We start from the raw sequence: 15,582 nt of genomic DNA, 5'->3' as shown, positions 1-15,582 counted from the left end.
GTCATACCCGCGAACGCGGGTATCCATAACAATCAAAGTCGTGGATTCCTGCTTTCGCAGGAATGACGAATGGGCTAAAACTTTTTTAACTAAACGCTTCTTAGTTATTTTTTTCATTGTGATTATCTCTACTAGCGCCATGCTCAATTTTTTTAATCGTTACCGGTGCAGAAATTGCCGCAAAGGTCACTATGGCTAACAGGCCCTGATCAAAACGCGATTGAGTGAGCGCAATCTGTGCATTATGCAACTCCACCACCTGCTGCACAATTGACAAGCCCAAACCGCAACCGGGCGTTTGTGAATTGTGGCGATCCCCACCCACCCGATAAAAACGATCAAATACCCGCGCCTGTTGTGCAGCAGGAATACCGGGGCCGTTATCCATCACCTCCAACACCACATCCTTGCCGCGCAGCCAACTGTTCACCACGATCAATCCGCCCACCGGGGTGTATTTAATGGCATTGCCAAGTAAATTATTGAGCAGTGATGCCAGTGCTGCACGATCGCCCAGCACCCAGCATTCATCGCCATTAAATTCAATCTGGTGATTTTTTTGCGCGAGCGCTGCACTGCAATCCACCACCGTTTGTTTTGCCAACAAAGTTAAATTCACCGGCTCAAAGCGCCCCATAAAATGATCTGGCGCAGTGCGGTTGAGCAGTAATATTTGCTCGACCAGATAACTCATGCGCTCAATACCCAACTGTAATTTCACCACCGATTCCGGTGCGGGATGCAATTCCCTGGCTAAATTTTCGCAGTGAATTTTGAGTGCGGCGAGCGGTGTACGTAATTCATGGGCTGCATCGCCAGAGAAACGTTTTTCACGCGCAAAGGAAGCATCCAGGCGGCGCAACAATTCATTGGCCGATTGTGCCAGCTGTAATAATTCTACCGGCATATCGCGCTGTTCAAGCGGATGTAAATCTGTCGCTTCGCGCTGACGCAATTCCCGCGCGAGCTTGGCAACGGGGCGCAACCCCACACCGGCCACCCACCAAATAATTAACGCAATTAATGGCAGCGCCAACACCATGGGGTAAACCGCTTGCAAAATCATGGATTCTGCCAGGCGATAACGCTGATCATCGCGTTCGGCCACAATGTACCAACTTTGTTTGTCGCTACTGGCGGTGACTAATAAATGCCAGCGGTAATTATTAAAATTAAAATAGCGAAAGCCCTCCTCCAGCGATACCAGAACTGTATCTGGCATGGCAGCCGAGCGCGCCAATAATGTTCCATTATTACTGACCCATTGAAATTCCAATGAGGACTCAACATCGCTGGCACGCGCCGGAAATTCAATGACGCCATCTGTACTGCGCGCTACCGCATGCAATGGCAAGGCATAATTTAATAAATCTACCTGTTGTAATAAACGTTGATTAAATAAACGTTCCGCTTCATCCATACTGCCGAGATAACCGCGTACCGCCGCCGCAAAATTTGCCAGTGTCACTATCGCCACCAACACAATGACCAAAAAACGGCGAATGGATTTCACGGCTTGGGCACCATGTAACCAATACCGCGAATGGTGCGAATAAAATCGGCAGGTAATTTTTTACGCAAATTATGAATGTGCACTTCAATCGCGTTACTCGCCACTTCATCGCCCCAGGAATACAATTTTGCTTCCAATCCCTCGCGGGTTTGAATTACACCGGCGCTTTCCATCAGCGCTTTTAACAGCATGTATTCGCGGCGCGATAAACTGAGCGGCACCCCATCCACACTCGCTTCATGCTGCGCAGTATTAACCGCGACAGAGGCAATGGTAATCACAGAGGAAGAGGCTGTGCCCAAACGCCGCTCCAGTACCCGCAAACGTGCGAGCAATTCATCGAGCGCAAAGGGTTTAGTGAGGTAATCGTCGGCGCCGGAATCCAGCCCTGCAACTTTGTCGGTGGTGGTATCGCGCGCGGTGAGAATTAATACCTGGGTGTGCAATTTCTTTTGTCGCACCCGTTTTAATACCTCCAGCCCGTCCATATCGGGTAGGCCCAAATCCAGCAGCAAAATATCCGGCGGCTCAGCAACTACCTGGGTGCACGCCGCTTTGCCATTGTCCAACCAATTAACGGCAAAGCCAGCGCGTTTTAATGCACTGACAATGCCGTCGGCGAGCAAACTGTCATCCTCTACCAGCAATATTTGCATTCAGCATTCCGTTAACGTAATTCGGTGGGGAACCCGATCATAAATGTTTTTTAGCCTTTGCCATGGCCGCTGTAATTTCACCTTTGCGCCCGGCATCGGCAGATTCGCGACCGGGGCGCGGCGCGGCTTGCAGTGCTTTTTCAAACGCTGCAATTGCCTGTTGATATTGTTTCTCTTCCAACAGGTAATCGCCGTAAAAGTAATTTGAGTCTATGCCATCCGGATTATAGCTCAAGCCTTTCAGCAGCATTTCTTTGGCTTTTTTACTATCGCCAAAACCCACCGGCCAACCGGGCACTTGATAGTAGAGTGAACCAAGGCTGGTATAGGCGGAACCCTGCATGGCATCCGGCTGCAATTTAATGGCCTGTTCAAATAATTTTTTAGCCTGCTTGACTTGATCCAGCGCGCCCAAACCGCCTTTTGCTCCAGCGTAGGTGGAGCGAATAATGCCTTCCCATATCAAATAAGGCGCCGATTTATTGGCGGCGGTTAATTGTTGTGCCTCACTCACCAGTGCGGCAAAGGCTTTTTCTTGCTGCGCCTCGGGGGTGGAATATTTGATCTCGGCCCAGCGGGTTTGCAATTGTTGTATATCACCGGCTTCATCGGCATAAGTGTTCATTGCCAAACCACTCATGGTTAAAAATGCCATGAATCCCAGCGTGACGCTTTTCAAGATTGTGTTGTGTATAAAATGAGTTTTCATAATCGCACCTTTAGGATAAACGGGTTGAAGTAGTTGCATTAGATTCTGCAGGAGGAGCAGATGATGCCTCCGATGCAGATGAGGATTGTGCATAACGGCGAATAACCGGTAATTGTTTGCGCAGCGCACCATCAATAAGGCGCGGAAAAATACTGTTGATACGCAAAAATAATCGCTCCGGCCAACCAATATTGCGATCGCGCATTCGTGTTGAAGACAACATTTTTTCCACCACCGAAGCAACCAATTCAGGTTCATCTTGCGCATTGCCCAACTCGCCATTCAGCGCACACACTGCTGCATTGTTAATGGTGGTATTAGTCGCGCGCGGAGCGAGGTAAGCCACTTGCACTGCACCATCGCTCAACTCGCGCCGCAGCGCTTCACTAAAACCACGCAATGCAAATTTACTTGCACAATAAACCGCAAAACCAGGGTAGCCCAGACCACCAAAACTGGAACCTATGGTGAGAATACGCCCACTGTGCTTGTGCAAAAACGGCAGCACCAAACGCGTCACTAAAATAGTGGCAGTGACATTGGTATTAATAACAGCTTCAATTTGCTCCGGCTCGTTGTTGGGCAAAAGCCCAAACAAACTAATGCCCGCACAATTAATTAAGATATCTACCGGCTGTGGCAAAGCAATTAATGCAGTGCGAATACTTTCCCGCCCGGCATGGGTTGCAATATCTGCCACCAGCGTAAAACCTTTATTCTTTTGTAAGTCTAATTCCCTCGCTAAAGCATTGAGTGTGGGCGCCGAGCGGCCAACTAAAATTAGTATCGCCCCTTGATGGGAGAGACGACGCGCAATAGCCTGACCAATGCCACCCGTAGCACCGGTGAGCAACACAATTTTTCCGCGCATAGTCATAATCTGCACTCCCCATTAGGCGGCTTGCGCCAACGGTTTTTGCTCAATAGAGCGAAAAATATTGCCGTATAGAGTGAAAAACATTTTTGCGGCGTGGACTATATCGTCCCTATCTTTTTGCTCAGTCAAGCCATTCATTAACTTTTCAAAAAACACCATGTGCTCCAAATCCAAACTGCCGTGTGAGCGCAAATACGAAAACGCTTTATTCGGCAAGCCCAAGTGTTGCTGGATAATATCCGCCGCTTGCGTCGCCAAATTAATACTGGTGCCTTCCAACACCAGCACCATGCCAAAAAATGCCATGGGGTTATTGCGCATTACCGTGTCGTAGGCGTAGGCCACCATTAATTCAGTGGCTGCCTTGGGGCAACCATGGCGCACCGTATCTTTATCCACACCGCAGGCAGCAAGGTCATTTAAAATCCATTCCTGATGCCCCAATTCTTCTTCAATATATTCAGCAATCGCTTCACGATAATTTTCTTTTTCAGCAGGCAAGCGACTACCCACCGCCATCAATAAAGGCACTGTATGCTTCACGTGATGGTAAGCCTCGGTCAGGAAGGCGATATATTCCTGCAGGCTAAATTGCCCCAAACCAATACAGCGCTGGATAATGGGCGCACTCAATAAATAATTACGCTCAACCGCCGTTTCTGCTTGTAACCGATCAAAAAAGTTCATGGATTGCTCCTGCAGTAGTGCTGCTTGTAGAGGGGTAAGAGGTAGAGAGCTGAGAGGAAGAAAGCTCAGAGGCAGTGGAATAAACCGTATCAATCAGTTCGGCATAAACAGCCTGAATCGCCGTGCGACGCAAACGTCCGTTGTCGGTTAACAGCTGATTAACGGGAGTAAAAGCTTCGCGAGCAATAATGAATTTTTTCACCTGTGCATAATCAGGTAAGGTTTGATTAATGCGCGCGATCTCGGCGAACAATTGATCGGTAGAGCTGGTAGGTGTAGGCATAATAATCGCGCTGCAAAATGGTTGGGCATCACCCACCACCATCACTTGTGTAATCGCAGGGCTCAGAGTCAGCTCAGCTTCAATCCACTCGGGAGAAATATTGCGCCCGAAACTGCTGATCAAACAATTTTTTTCGCGCCCGGTGATAAATAAAAATCCATCACTGTCGAGATAACCTAAATCACCAGTATTAACCCATTCATTATTTTCATGCTGGCTATTGAGATAACCACTAAACCCATTGCCACGAGTAAAAATTACACCGTTTTCAATACGCACTTGCACATGGCTGAGCGGTTTCCCCACACTGCCAATTTTATTTTCCAGCGGAGAATTTAAACTTACCACCGACGCACATTCAGAGAGGCCGTAACCTTCATACACCGGAATACTGCGAGCGCGCGCCTGGGCAATTAAACTCGCCGAGGTTTTTGCGCCGCCCACCGCCACAAAGTGTAGCGAGTCTGGCAAGCTAAAACCCTGTAGGCTGGCAGCAACCAAACCCTGCAGGATTTGCGGTAACAAAATCAAACTACTGGGCTCATATTCGTGGAGTTTTTGCAGCAGTGTTGGCAGCGATAGCTGTGAGCTGCCCGTAAGCCCTAGCTGCACACCGGGCACCGCAATAATTCGCTTACCCAAATACAGTGGCACATACACACCGGCAATATTTTCTAACAAGGTGCTAAGCGGTAATAAATTCAAATGACAATTTAATTTTTTATCTGCATCGGGCGCTGCATAAATACGCTCTGCCAAGGCAAGGGTGACATTCTCCAATGCGGCAGTTGAAAGACATACACCTTTGGGTGAGCCGGTAGTACCAGAGGTAAAGGTAATTTTGGCAATATCTGCAATGGCAGTGGTGCTATATCCATTTTTCAGAGAATGTTGGGAGGCCAAACTATCGAGAAAGATATTGGCGAGTGGTGAATGTCTTCTGTCGTTCACTTCAGCTACCGGTGTTATATCACCACACACCAGCAAGCCGGATAATTGCGCATCGGTTATTACATGCTGCAGTTGTGTCGCCGAAAAAAAGCGCGGTAGCGGCACCAGGGTGATATTCGCTTGCCAGGCGGCAAGGTCAGCCACAATCCACTCAATGGAATTTTCGCCCCACAAACCGGCGCGACCAATATTTTGCGCGACCAACCAATCTGCCAACTGATTAATTTGCGTCGCTAGCTGCGCATAAGTCAGTTGAACATTGTGGCCGGTTAAGGCAATTTTTTCTGGAGTGGCGCCAGCATAATGATAAATCGCGGCGAGAATTTTATTCATCATTCTGCTCCAGTGAAGTGCTCAGCTCGATTGAACTTTTCGTCGCACAACTTTCATTTGCTAATAGAAACTGTGTGCAAAGTTTTTCAATCGGACGACTGATGGCGGCAACGGTCGCGCGGTACATCGGGTTTTTGCGCGCGGCCATCATCGCCGGGCGATTATCACCAAACATCACTTGCGGCTGATTATTGTAGTAAGTGCCCCAACTGGCGCCACCATCGGGCAACACACTCGGATCCGCATCGGCCAATACCATGGGCGAATAGCGCAAACGCGCGAGTAGCGCTTTTACTTCGCGGGTGCCGGTAAACAATACATAGTGATAACCCAAACGCTCCAGTACCTCACCAATCACAATAAACAGCAACAAACTGCTGCCCTTCCAGGTGGAAACCAGGTTGCCAACCTCCACGATTTGCTCGCGCGCTACCGGCACGCCGAGTTTATGGCTAATCACCTGCTCGATAGGCGCCGCCAAATACTGCTCCGCAAACAACTTGCCATTGCTTGCCGGTGCCAAGCCCACCGCCGCCGAATATTCACCACCACAACGCAGGCTGATGAGATTGGGCAGGAAGTGAGTAACCTCGGCGCCATGTACTGCCGAAAAACGCGCATGAATATAAGCCTCCACCGCTGCACGCTCAGGCGAAGCAAGGGTTTGTATACCAAAGCGGGGAATTCTGATTTGCGGCAAGCGCGGCATATGCCACTGACTGGTGCTGTGTTCAACCAAGCTATCGCTATTTATTGGCAGACCAAGAGTCATGTCTTTCATTACTGCACCCTGAAGGTTGGAAACCGGAAGTTCTTAGGGTGCAGACTAGGGAAGGAAACTTAAGGGAAAATTAAGAAAATCCAATTTGGATCAAATCGAATAATGGGGCGGCACTGCGCTGCAGGTTATAATCCGCGCCCTGTTAAATTCTATTTCTGTTAGCGATCACCCAACGAGACCCATTTATGAGCCAGCTCCCCCCCTGCCCCAAATGCAATTCCGAATACACCTATGAGGATGGCGGCCTGTTAATTTGCCCGGAGTGCGCGCACGAGTGGTCGAAAGAGGCGGTAGCAGCGGGCGTAGCTGAAGAAACCTTGATCGTGCGCGATGCCAATGGCAATCAACTGCACGATGGCGATTACGTGACCGTCATTAAGGATTTGAAAATCAAAGGGTCGTCGTCGGTGGTAAAAGTCGGCACCAAGGTAAAAATTAATCGCCTGGTGGAGGGTGATCACGACATCGACTGCAAAATCGACGGCATTGGCGCAATGATGTTGAAATCGGCCTTCGTAAAAAAGGCGTAGGCGTGAAGAAAGCCTAACCACTGGAAAAATGAAGATAAATAAAGCCCGCGTATGTTGCGGGCTTACTTGCACGCGCGGCGGTACGCTTTTTTGAAATACCCTGCTTTAGTCCAATCACAAAAAATCCCACAACTTCACTGAATACACATTTTGATCTTGGAGTAGTTGTCTTTATTTGATAGTTTTCCGCTCGCACCGGGTTACTAACGCAGCACGGGCATTCACATTCTGGATACACAAATTTGATAAAGGACAACTACCCAATGAAAGCACTTGGTTTTTCTCTTGGAGCACTTTTACTGTCGGCGGCGAGCCTCTCCCAGGCAGTGACTTTAAAATACGAACTGACCGACATCCACTCAGGCAATGGCAGTATTCAATTCCCCAATATGAACTTCAATAATGCCACTTCGGCCATTATTACCGTGGAAAAAAACATGGGCCAACCACCGGAGGTAACTCGGGTTGACCTGCGTTTTGCCAACCTCAAAGGAATTTCAGCAACCCAGTTTTCAACGGGGGAATGGGGTCGCTTTGAAGCTTATGTGCCCAATGCCTGGGTGTACCGCGAAGTCAAACTGCAGCTTGAGCCTACCCCATTCGAACCAAACAACCCCATGCACATTTCCGGTTTTGTCTCCGACAAGTCTTCTTTTATCGGCACACCAATGCAGGATGAGTGGAGCAACCATTTGTTTATGGTTCACGGCACCCTGACTGACATTACCCCCAATAAAATAGCCGACACAGTGACTACCAAGGTTAATGGTAAAAATCTAACCCTAACCTTAAAAAGCCGTTTGGGTGTTGCACCGCAAAATTCTGCCCCGGCTTTTGCTCCGGAAGGATTTATCCTGGATATCAACTGGTATGGAAAAGGTCAAAAAACCGTGTATTTACCTGCACCGACCTATGGCCCGGACCGCGATTTTTTCACCGCGATTAGCCTGAATATTCTCGGAACTGAAAATACTGATCCTAGTAGCTGGATGCTGGAGATCGGCTTTCAGGATCCCCACGGAGGGCAAATGGTGGCACCTTCTGCAAACCTGATGGACGTGTTGAATCAGGCTTATCCACCCCAGCCTTAATCGCTTTTCAAACCGTTTATAAGAACCAAAAAAATCCCGCATCCAGTGATGAATGCGGGATTTTTTTATGGCTGAGCTGAAGGGCGTTTACATTGTGTAAATGCCCTGACTGCGCAGGTAATCCTCGTAGTTGCCGTGGAAATCGATCAGGCCGCTCGGTTGCATATCGATAATACGGGTCGCAAGTGAGGATACAAATTCGCGGTCATGGCTGACAAAAATCAGGGTGCCGGGGTAGTTTTCCAGTGCGAGGTTTAATGCCTCGATGGATTCCATATCCAGGTGGTTGGTGGGTTCGTCCATCAACAAGACGTTGGGGTTCACCAGGCTGAGCTTGCCAAACAGCATGCGGCCTTTTTCACCACCGGATAATACTTTGACGTTTTTCTTCACGTCGTCGTTGGAGAACAACATGCGGCCGAGTGCGCCGCGCACTAATTGCTCGTCACCTTTGGTCCACTGCTTCATCCAGTCGAACAGGTTGGTGTCGTAAGAAAAATCGGCGGCGTGATCCTGTGCAAAATAACCAATCTCGGCTTGTTCAGCCCACTTCACCGTGCCCGCGTCGGGTTGTAAATCGCCATACAAACAGCGCAGCAAGGTGGTTTTACCGGCGCCGTTGGGGCCGATAATCGCGATGCGCTCACCGGCTTCCACTTGCAAACTCAAATCGGTAAACAGCGGGCGGTCGTAAGCTTTGCTCACCGCTTCCAAGGTCACCGCCTGACGGTGCAACTTTTTGTTTTGGGTAAATTTGATGTAGGGGCTGACCCGGCTGGAGGGTTTGATGTCGTCCAACTGGATCTTGTCGATTTGTTTGGCGCGCGAGGTGGCCTGTTTGGCTTTTGAGGCGTTGGCCGAGAAGCGGCTCACAAAGGTTTGCAGCTCGGCTATTTGTGCTTTTTTCTTGGCGTTTTCGTTCAACAACTTTTCGCGCGCCTGGGTGGACGCCATCATGTAGTCGTCGTAGTTACCGGGGTATACCCGCAGCTCGCCGTAGTCTAAGTCCGCCATGTGGGTGCACACCGAGTTCAAAAAGTGACGGTCGTGCGAAATGATAATAATGGTGCTATTGCGCTGGGTGAGCATGCCTTCCAACCAGCGAATGGTATTGATATCGAGGTTGTTGGTCGGCTCATCGAGCAAGAGCACATCGGGATCAGCAAACAATGCTTGCGCCAATAACACCCGCAGTTTCCAGCCTGGTGCCACCGCGCTCATGGGGCCAAAATGTTGTTCGATAGGAATATCCAGGCCGAGCAGCAATTCACCGGCGCGGGACTCGGCTGTGTAACCGTCCATTTCGGCAAAAGCCACCTCCAATTCCGCCACGCGCATGCCGTCGTCTTCACTCATTTCCGGCAGGGCGTAAATGCGGTCACGTTCAGCTTTTACCGCCCAGAGTTCGGTGTGGCCCATGATCACCGTATCCACCACCGAGAATTCCTCATAGGCGAATTGATCCTGTTTCAATTTACCCAAACGCACGTTGGGTTCCAGCATCACTTGACCACCGGAGGGGTCCAAGTCGCCACCCAAAATTTTCATAAAGGTGGATTTACCGCAGCCATTGGCGCCGATCAGGCCATAGCGGTTGCTGTTGTTAAATTTGACCGAAACATTTTCAAAAAGCGGTTTGGCACCAAATTGCATGGTGATATTGGCGGTGGAGATCAAGGTAATTTCTCTGCGACTGTGCGACTAAATAGGAGTAACTAGGGATAAGTGGGTAAAAAAGGCGCGCATTTTAGCCTAGTTGGGACAGCAACAGGGATTTAGTGACGAAATTAGTGGATAAAAAAAGCCCGCAGGTTGCGGGCTCTGTAGCGGGAATAGTTGAATTGAGGCGTTTAGGGCACTTTGAACACCACTTTTACTGAGGCATCCACCACGCTGGCATCCACATAACCAATCATGTTGGTATTGGCGGCTACCAAGGCTTTTACCCCGGCATCATCACCACCGTCTTTGGGCGGAGTGCCCTTGCCGGTAAATACCAACTGCGACCAATAGGCTTTGTATTGACTGGCATTTTTTTTACAGACCGTCTCATTGAATTTTTCCCGCACCGCTGAACCTTCGTTCTGGTTAATGGGCACGGCTTGCGCACCACCGGGAAAACTTTTGGTTTTACCCAGAAACAGGCGGGCAATCTCATCTTCCGACATGCTGGCAATAGCTGATGAGGGGTGAACGATAACCGCGACTTCTGCCACACAAAGTGCAGGCAGTGACAAGGCCGCAACCGCGATAAGAGAACCTAACCATTTTTTCATGTTGATCGCCCCCTAGAATACGGTTTGCACAGCAACGGAATAGACTTTTTGGTCGCCACGCACCTTATCGTCTACATCGTCAATCTGTAATTTAAGTGCAACACCCGAGGCGATATCCCAACGAGTTCCCAATGAAATTACATCGCGCTCATCCGCTTGCGCAGCGGCAATCGCATTGAGTGTGCCAATCAATTGTGCCGTTTGTTGTGCAACAGGAATTCCCTCCACTAAATTCACCGCTTCGTCTTTGGATTGTGCGGCCGTTACATGGAATAACCAGTCGCCCGTGCGCACTCCCACCATCACATACTCGCGAATGTTTTTGGCGAGCATGGAATTTTCCGGCTCAAACTCCACATGCTCTGCTGCTGCCACAAAACGCCCGGTGTCGATAGTGAAACCAATTTGCGCAAAGGTGGCCTTTTCCTCCTCCACTAATATGCGCGGGCCGACAAAACTGAAGGACGCAGGAATGCTGCCGATAAACTGCCCCAAGGTTAAGCCAGGCATCAGGGCCGCACCGGTCACATCCACACTTAAATCCGCTTCGTGGTACGCCGCGCGCAAATTCCACCAATCTTTACCCAACGTTGCCGCGATCCCCATTTGATTGCGGGTTTGGGCATCGCTGGTTACACCATCAAAATTAAATTCGTCATCAAAACTGCCAAAATACACTTGCACGCTGGTATCAAAAATTCCCAGTGTTTGGGTGGCATAGAGGTCGATGCCATCCACATTATTGAACGGTAAGTAATACACTTCTTGCGGCGGTGTTATCCACCCATAGCTGTAACCTACGTCAAGAAAATCGGAGTAAATATAAAATGGGGTGCGCAACCGGCCGGCGCGGAGTTTAATACTGTCGGTTGCCTGCCAAGTTAAATAGGCCCACTCCGCATTCACTTCGTAGCTGTCATTTTTGCGCGCGATTAATTGCGCTGTGGCTGACACTTTTTCATTGACTTGCCCCGTAACTTGCAACCCCAGCAAGCTGCGATCGAAGGTGAGGTCTTCCTCGTAGCGACCGTAATTGCCGCCAGAGTCAAAGTCGTCATCGACCATACCGCCGCCCACGGATAAAAAGCCGGAAAAATTAAGTTCCGCCGCCTGACTGAAAGGCACTGCCGCTGCGAATAATATGGCGAGCGCGAGTGTATTTTTTTTACGAGCCGAGCTGTGTTTTCTCATTGATTGTCCACTCCTGATGTTAAGCACTTCCTGTGCCCCGGTTCCTTGAAAAACTAATCGGTTAAACGCGAAATTGACTGGCAACCTTATGCAGTTCATGGCTGATGTGATCTATATCGCGGCTCACTTCATCCAGCTCATTAGTGCTGGTAGTGACCAGTTGGGTATTGTGATAAATACCATTCACATGCTCGGAAACCTGCGCAAAGGTAACTGTTTGCTCCTGAGTCGCGGCGGCAATTTTTTCGTTGATGCTGCTGATAATGTCCACATTATTTAAAATAGAATTCAACACTTCCCCCGAGGCAGTGGTTGCCTCCACACCGCGATTAGCGCGCACCACACTGCCCTGCATGGCAGTCACTGCACTGGCCGATACTGCACGCAGCTCGCCAATCACTTTATGAATTTCTTCGGTCGCCTGGCGTGTGCGCACCGCCAGCCCGCGCACTTCATCGGCCACTACCGCAAAGCCGCGCCCGTGCTCGCCAGCGCGCGCCGCTTCAATCGCCGCATTGAGTGCGAGCAAATTGGTTTGATCGGCAACGTTTTGAATCGTATTTAATAATTTCCCCACATCAGCCGAAAACTCTTCAAAGCGATTCACCACATTTGCTGCACTGCGCACCTCCTCTGCCAAGGTGCTAATAGTCGCCACGTTGGTCGCCAGGGTTTCTTTGCCGCGCGCTGCCGCCGAGCTGGCATCCTGCGCTTGCGCTGACGCATTGCCTGCAAACTCGGCAATTTCATTGACGGTTTGTAAGAGATCGTCAATCGAGGAGCGCATCGCCGCAATCGCGCCAGCCTGATCATTAATGCGCACTAAATTTTGGCTGCTGGAATTGGTGAGCCGCGAAGCGACTTGCGCGAGCGCACCCACATCGTTACTGACATTGCCAAATGCACCGTGTAGCTTTTCTACAAATGCATTGAAATATTTCACCAAATACAAAATTTCATCGTGCCCGGCGTAATGGATACGCTTGGTTAAATCGCCCTCGCCTGATGACATTTCTTTTAACGACACGGTCACTTCATTGATGCTGGACGTGATTGAACGGCTGATAAACAAACTGATAATTACCAACGCAATCACCGCGCAAATTGCAATCAGCAGTGCGATATGCGCAGCGTTTTGTGAAGCGGAAACTGTTTCGCTAATGGATTCATTGAAGCGTTTGGCCGTTTCACTTTTCATGGTGGCCAGTGAGTCGCGCAGCTTTTGCAAACGCTCGGCGTTGGCGGCGGCCTCCACACCTACTTTTTCAAAATCCACGGTGTTATTGATAAAACTTTGTGCGATACGTGTTGCGGTGGTGTACCAGGCTTCCAATTGCGCATCAATCCCCTTCACCTGCGCGGAAAGGTCACTGCTAAGGCTGGATAATTGCGCAAGATTTTTACGGATTTCTTCATAGTGCGCCGCAGTTTCTTGCAACACCTGCGCATCACCGGTGGTTACCGAACTATTAATTTGTTGTTCCATCAGCAACAGCGAACCGAGATTAATAGTGGTTAATTCAAGTGTGGGATAAATACGTTGTTCTACATCCGCCAAACGGCTGCTATTGGCGCGCTCAACCCACATGGAATAAACCTGACTAACAACAAACCCAAGCAGCGCGATACTGACTAAGAGCATCAGCTTTTTGGCAATGGTCAAGCGAAGCATCGGTGCTACCTCAGAACACAGTAATTGCTTTTGGGTATAGCAGCAGCCCAGACAATGCGCAAAAAAACGCCGCCACATATCGGGAAGGGAGCCAAACTAATTTATTTTTTAGTGTGTTTAATGCTTTAAAAAAAATGCCTAATCACTAATGGCGATTAGGCATTTTTAAAATCAGATATATACACAGGCATTAAATTCAGGCGTCGCTATTCAACAACCAGGCGACAGGTGCAACTACCAGCGCGATAAATACCGCCAGCGCAAGCGTGATAAGGCTGCTCACATCCAACAATAAAAACCAGGCGTAAACCGGCTGAACCAAGTCGCGCCAGGGAAGATGGCGGAGCACCAGAAACGCAATCAAGGCAACAGGCAACGCGATAATGGTTTTTTCCAACCAGGGGTTAAGTGTTTTCTGCACGGGCAGCGCCGCCATTAACTGCGCAGTAAAACCATTGTCGTCAATATAATCGGCGCGCAATTGCTGACGCAGAAAATCATCAAAACGATCCGCCTGCAGGCTATTGCTATTTATCATGTCATTGTCATTCATCATCAACCTCACGTGGCTGGTTAGTGCGGCAGCGCATCCTGCCAGGATGCCAGCAGGGTTTGCAGTTTGGTTTTGCCGCGCGCTATGTGGGTTTTTACCGTACCGAGTGGAACACCCATGATACTCGCCGCCTCCTCGTGGGAAAAGCCGTCTTCGTAACAGAGGCGCAGTGCCAATTGCTGCCCGGCGCTCAAGGTTTGCATGGCTGCCTCCACGTCTCTTTGGGCATGAAACTGTTTAACACTGCACTGTTCTGCTTCGATCTCTTCGTTCCCGTCGAGTTCACACCATTCAATTTTTTTGGCGCGCCAGCGGTTGGCCGCGATATTAAAGGCGATGCGATACAGCCAAGTGGAGAACTTGGCTTCCGCGCGGAACGCACCGAGCGCAGCATAGGCCTTCATAAAGGTCTCTTGCGCCAAGTCATCGGCGAGGTGGGTATCGCCGTTGCACAAGCGCCGCGCCCAAATACGCAGTGCCGACTGGTAGCGCAGGACCAGCTGCGCAAAGGCATGCTGGTCCCGGCGGCTTACCACCCGCGCAATTAATTCCTGATCGGAAAGGGACATTGCCGCTTAGTCCTGCTGCTCAACCTGTGGTGCAAGCGGCTGCCCGGCTTTGGGCTGGTTGAGGTACCAAATCAGCACTTGGGATATGCCCAGCGCAATCCAGATAAAACCAATTGCGCCTATATCAATACCGGCGAGGATAGTCAGGAAAATCGCCCAGCCAGCACCGAGGCAAATATTGCGGATGCCCTTGCTGCGATTGCTATTGTCGTCGGCACCCTTAGGTTCGTCGCCGCGCAGCAACTCCACCGGAATATCGCGCCCGGCGGCGAGCAACTTGTCGATATTGGAATTGATGCTCTGCTGACGCACCGCTCTGGCGCGATAACGCTGCACAATCAATAAGGCGACCAGGAAAATCGGCCCGCCGAAAATAAAAATCACCGCCAGAATCGGGATCAACATTGCCAGCTCAAACGCGCCTTTGTAATTTGCTTCGTCATCATGACCTTCACCAAAGGCATGTTTGAGGCCCATTTCAAATTCGCGCTCCCAATCGCCGTGACGATGGTGATCTGGAGGTTCGTGAGCAGGAGATGCAATCGGCGCAGGTGCGGCGATGGGGGCAGGTTGTGCATCTGGCGCACCGGCGCTTGAGGCAGGTGCAATTGCATCTGCGGCACCAGTGTCGGCCGATTCAATCGGCACCGGGGTGCCTTCCAATTCCGCAGCCTGGGCTGAAATGGCGTGCGCCAACGGCAAACAGCCGACAAGCGCCAGACCAAGTGCACCCAATAGGTGACGGGAGAAGCGTGGAAGTAATGTCATGGGAAAACCTCTCAGGAAAAATCCGGGCAGGATGGTGATTATTGCCCCCAACTCACCAACTAAGACACAGTCTAGCGAGCGTCGGATTCACCTGAGTGATTTATTTTTGGAGCGCGGTTTGGGGGGAACCCTTTAGGCTGCT

Annotated in this window: 16 protein-coding genes; 2 read left to right on the top strand and 14 right to left on the bottom strand. The window is 50.1% G+C overall.

Annotated elements, in window-relative coordinates; all coding sequences use genetic code 11:
* Window positions 1-100: 100 nt before the first annotated feature.
* Genes O59_RS16615 through O59_RS21145 form a run of 7 tightly spaced genes read right to left on the bottom strand, consistent with a single transcriptional unit; the run spans window position 101 to window position 6,790 of the window.
* Window positions 101-1,513, bottom strand: coding sequence for a HAMP domain-containing sensor histidine kinase (locus tag O59_RS16615; protein WP_007644689.1), 1,413 nt, complete (start codon window positions 1,511-1,513; stop codon window positions 101-103).
* Window positions 1,510-2,169, bottom strand: a complete 660-nt coding sequence (locus O59_RS16610; protein WP_007644688.1) for a response regulator — start codon at window positions 2,167-2,169, stop codon at window positions 1,510-1,512. Before O59_RS16610 ends, O59_RS16615 begins: the two co-directional genes overlap by 4 nt.
* A gap of 37 nt (window positions 2,170-2,206) precedes the next feature.
* The gene (locus tag O59_RS16605) at window positions 2,207-2,878 is read right to left on the bottom strand and encodes a tetratricopeptide repeat protein (RefSeq protein WP_198284821.1); all 672 of its coding nucleotides are present in this window, start codon (window positions 2,876-2,878) and stop codon (window positions 2,207-2,209) included.
* Between the two features lie 10 nt (window positions 2,879-2,888).
* Window positions 2,889-3,755, bottom strand: a complete 867-nt coding sequence (locus tag O59_RS16600) for an SDR family oxidoreductase (protein WP_007644686.1) — start codon at window positions 3,753-3,755, stop codon at window positions 2,889-2,891.
* Between the two features lie 15 nt (window positions 3,756-3,770).
* Complete coding sequence (locus O59_RS16595) at window positions 3,771-4,442, bottom strand: TenA family transcriptional regulator (protein WP_007644685.1); 672 nt, start codon at window positions 4,440-4,442, stop codon at window positions 3,771-3,773.
* Window positions 4,429-6,012 carry an AMP-binding protein gene (locus O59_RS16590; protein ID WP_007644684.1) on the bottom strand — a complete coding sequence of 528 codons (1,584 nt, stop codon included), beginning with the start codon at window positions 6,010-6,012 and terminating at the stop codon, window positions 4,429-4,431. The genes O59_RS16595 and O59_RS16590 overlap by 14 nt, the downstream gene beginning before the upstream one ends.
* Window positions 6,002-6,790 (bottom strand): thermostable hemolysin, encoded by a 789-nt coding sequence (locus O59_RS21145; protein WP_007644683.1) that lies wholly within the window; start codon window positions 6,788-6,790, stop codon window positions 6,002-6,004. The genes O59_RS16590 and O59_RS21145 overlap by 11 nt, the downstream gene beginning before the upstream one ends.
* A gap of 185 nt (window positions 6,791-6,975) precedes the next feature.
* Between O59_RS21145 and O59_RS16580 the strand changes: the two genes are divergently transcribed.
* Complete coding sequence (locus O59_RS16580; protein WP_007644682.1) at window positions 6,976-7,320, top strand: zinc ribbon domain-containing protein YjdM; 345 nt, start codon at window positions 6,976-6,978, stop codon at window positions 7,318-7,320.
* Between the two features lie 263 nt (window positions 7,321-7,583).
* Window positions 7,584-8,411, top strand: coding sequence for a hypothetical protein (locus O59_RS16575; RefSeq protein ID WP_007644680.1), 828 nt, complete (start codon window positions 7,584-7,586; stop codon window positions 8,409-8,411).
* A gap of 87 nt (window positions 8,412-8,498) precedes the next feature.
* On the opposite strand, the gene O59_RS16570 is transcribed toward O59_RS16575, so the two are convergent.
* The 7 genes from O59_RS16570 to O59_RS16540 form a co-directional block, all read right to left on the bottom strand.
* Window positions 8,499-10,088: an ABC-F family ATPase gene (locus O59_RS16570; RefSeq protein WP_007644679.1), complete on the bottom strand. Its 1,590-nt coding sequence runs from the start codon at window positions 10,086-10,088 to the stop codon at window positions 8,499-8,501.
* A gap of 173 nt (window positions 10,089-10,261) precedes the next feature.
* Window positions 10,262-10,687 carry a hypothetical protein gene (locus tag O59_RS16565; RefSeq protein WP_007644678.1) on the bottom strand — a complete coding sequence of 142 codons (426 nt, stop codon included), beginning with the start codon at window positions 10,685-10,687 and terminating at the stop codon, window positions 10,262-10,264.
* Window positions 10,688-10,699: 12 nt separating this feature from the next.
* Window positions 10,700-11,878 carry a porin gene (locus tag O59_RS16560; RefSeq protein WP_007644677.1) on the bottom strand — a complete coding sequence of 393 codons (1,179 nt, stop codon included), beginning with the start codon at window positions 11,876-11,878 and terminating at the stop codon, window positions 10,700-10,702.
* Between the two features lie 61 nt (window positions 11,879-11,939).
* Complete coding sequence (locus O59_RS16555; RefSeq protein WP_007644676.1) at window positions 11,940-13,550, bottom strand: methyl-accepting chemotaxis protein; 1,611 nt, start codon at window positions 13,548-13,550, stop codon at window positions 11,940-11,942.
* A 196-nt stretch (window positions 13,551-13,746) separates the two neighbouring features.
* The gene (locus O59_RS16550) at window positions 13,747-14,106 is read right to left on the bottom strand and encodes a hypothetical protein (RefSeq protein ID WP_007644674.1); all 360 of its coding nucleotides are present in this window, start codon (window positions 14,104-14,106) and stop codon (window positions 13,747-13,749) included.
* Window positions 14,107-14,123: 17 nt separating this feature from the next.
* On the bottom strand, window positions 14,124-14,672 hold the full coding sequence (locus tag O59_RS16545) for an RNA polymerase sigma factor (RefSeq protein WP_007644673.1): 549 nt from the start codon (window positions 14,670-14,672) through the stop codon (window positions 14,124-14,126).
* A 6-nt stretch (window positions 14,673-14,678) separates the two neighbouring features.
* Complete coding sequence (locus O59_RS16540; RefSeq protein WP_040393207.1) at window positions 14,679-15,440, bottom strand: DUF6249 domain-containing protein; 762 nt, start codon at window positions 15,438-15,440, stop codon at window positions 14,679-14,681.
* Between the last annotated feature and the right edge of the window lie 142 nt (window positions 15,441-15,582).

The organism is Cellvibrio sp. BR (assembly GCF_000263355.1).
Lineage (GTDB): Bacteria > Pseudomonadota > Gammaproteobacteria > Pseudomonadales > Cellvibrionaceae > Cellvibrio.
Note: the sequence above shows the minus strand (reverse complement) of the source record. Positions and strands in the feature narration are given on the sequence as shown.

Bases quoted from the DNA above. Each gene is read 5' to 3' on its own strand.
- O59_RS16560 (WP_007644677.1), bottom strand. From the start codon at position 11,878: ATGAGAAAACACAGCTCGGCTCGTAAAAAAAATACACTCGCGCTCGCC.
- O59_RS16600 (WP_007644686.1), bottom strand. From the start codon at position 3,755: ATGACTATGCGCGGAAAAATTGTGTTGCTCACCGGTGCTACGGGTGGC.
- O59_RS16555 (WP_007644676.1), bottom strand. From the start codon at position 13,550: ATGCTTCGCTTGACCATTGCCAAAAAGCTGATGCTCTTAGTCAGTATC.
- O59_RS16590 (WP_007644684.1), bottom strand. From the start codon at position 6,012: ATGATGAATAAAATTCTCGCCGCGATTTATCATTATGCTGGCGCCACT.
- O59_RS16540 (WP_040393207.1), bottom strand. From the start codon at position 15,440: ATGACATTACTTCCACGCTTCTCCCGTCACCTATTGGGTGCACTTGGT.
- O59_RS16610 (WP_007644688.1), bottom strand. From the start codon at position 2,169: ATGCAAATATTGCTGGTAGAGGATGACAGTTTGCTCGCCGACGGCATT.
- O59_RS16565 (WP_007644678.1), bottom strand. From the start codon at position 10,687: ATGAAAAAATGGTTAGGTTCTCTTATCGCGGTTGCGGCCTTGTCACTG.
- O59_RS16550 (WP_007644674.1), bottom strand. From the start codon at position 14,106: ATGATGAATGACAATGACATGATAAATAGCAATAGCCTGCAGGCGGAT.
- O59_RS16580 (WP_007644682.1), top strand. From the start codon at position 6,976: ATGAGCCAGCTCCCCCCCTGCCCCAAATGCAATTCCGAATACACCTAT.
- O59_RS21145 (WP_007644683.1), bottom strand. From the start codon at position 6,790: ATGAAAGACATGACTCTTGGTCTGCCAATAAATAGCGATAGCTTGGTT.
- O59_RS16605 (WP_198284821.1), bottom strand. From the start codon at position 2,878: ATGAAAACTCATTTTATACACAACACAATCTTGAAAAGCGTCACGCTG.
- O59_RS16545 (WP_007644673.1), bottom strand. From the start codon at position 14,672: ATGTCCCTTTCCGATCAGGAATTAATTGCGCGGGTGGTAAGCCGCCGG.
- O59_RS16575 (WP_007644680.1), top strand. From the start codon at position 7,584: ATGAAAGCACTTGGTTTTTCTCTTGGAGCACTTTTACTGTCGGCGGCG.
- O59_RS16595 (WP_007644685.1), bottom strand. From the start codon at position 4,442: ATGAACTTTTTTGATCGGTTACAAGCAGAAACGGCGGTTGAGCGTAAT.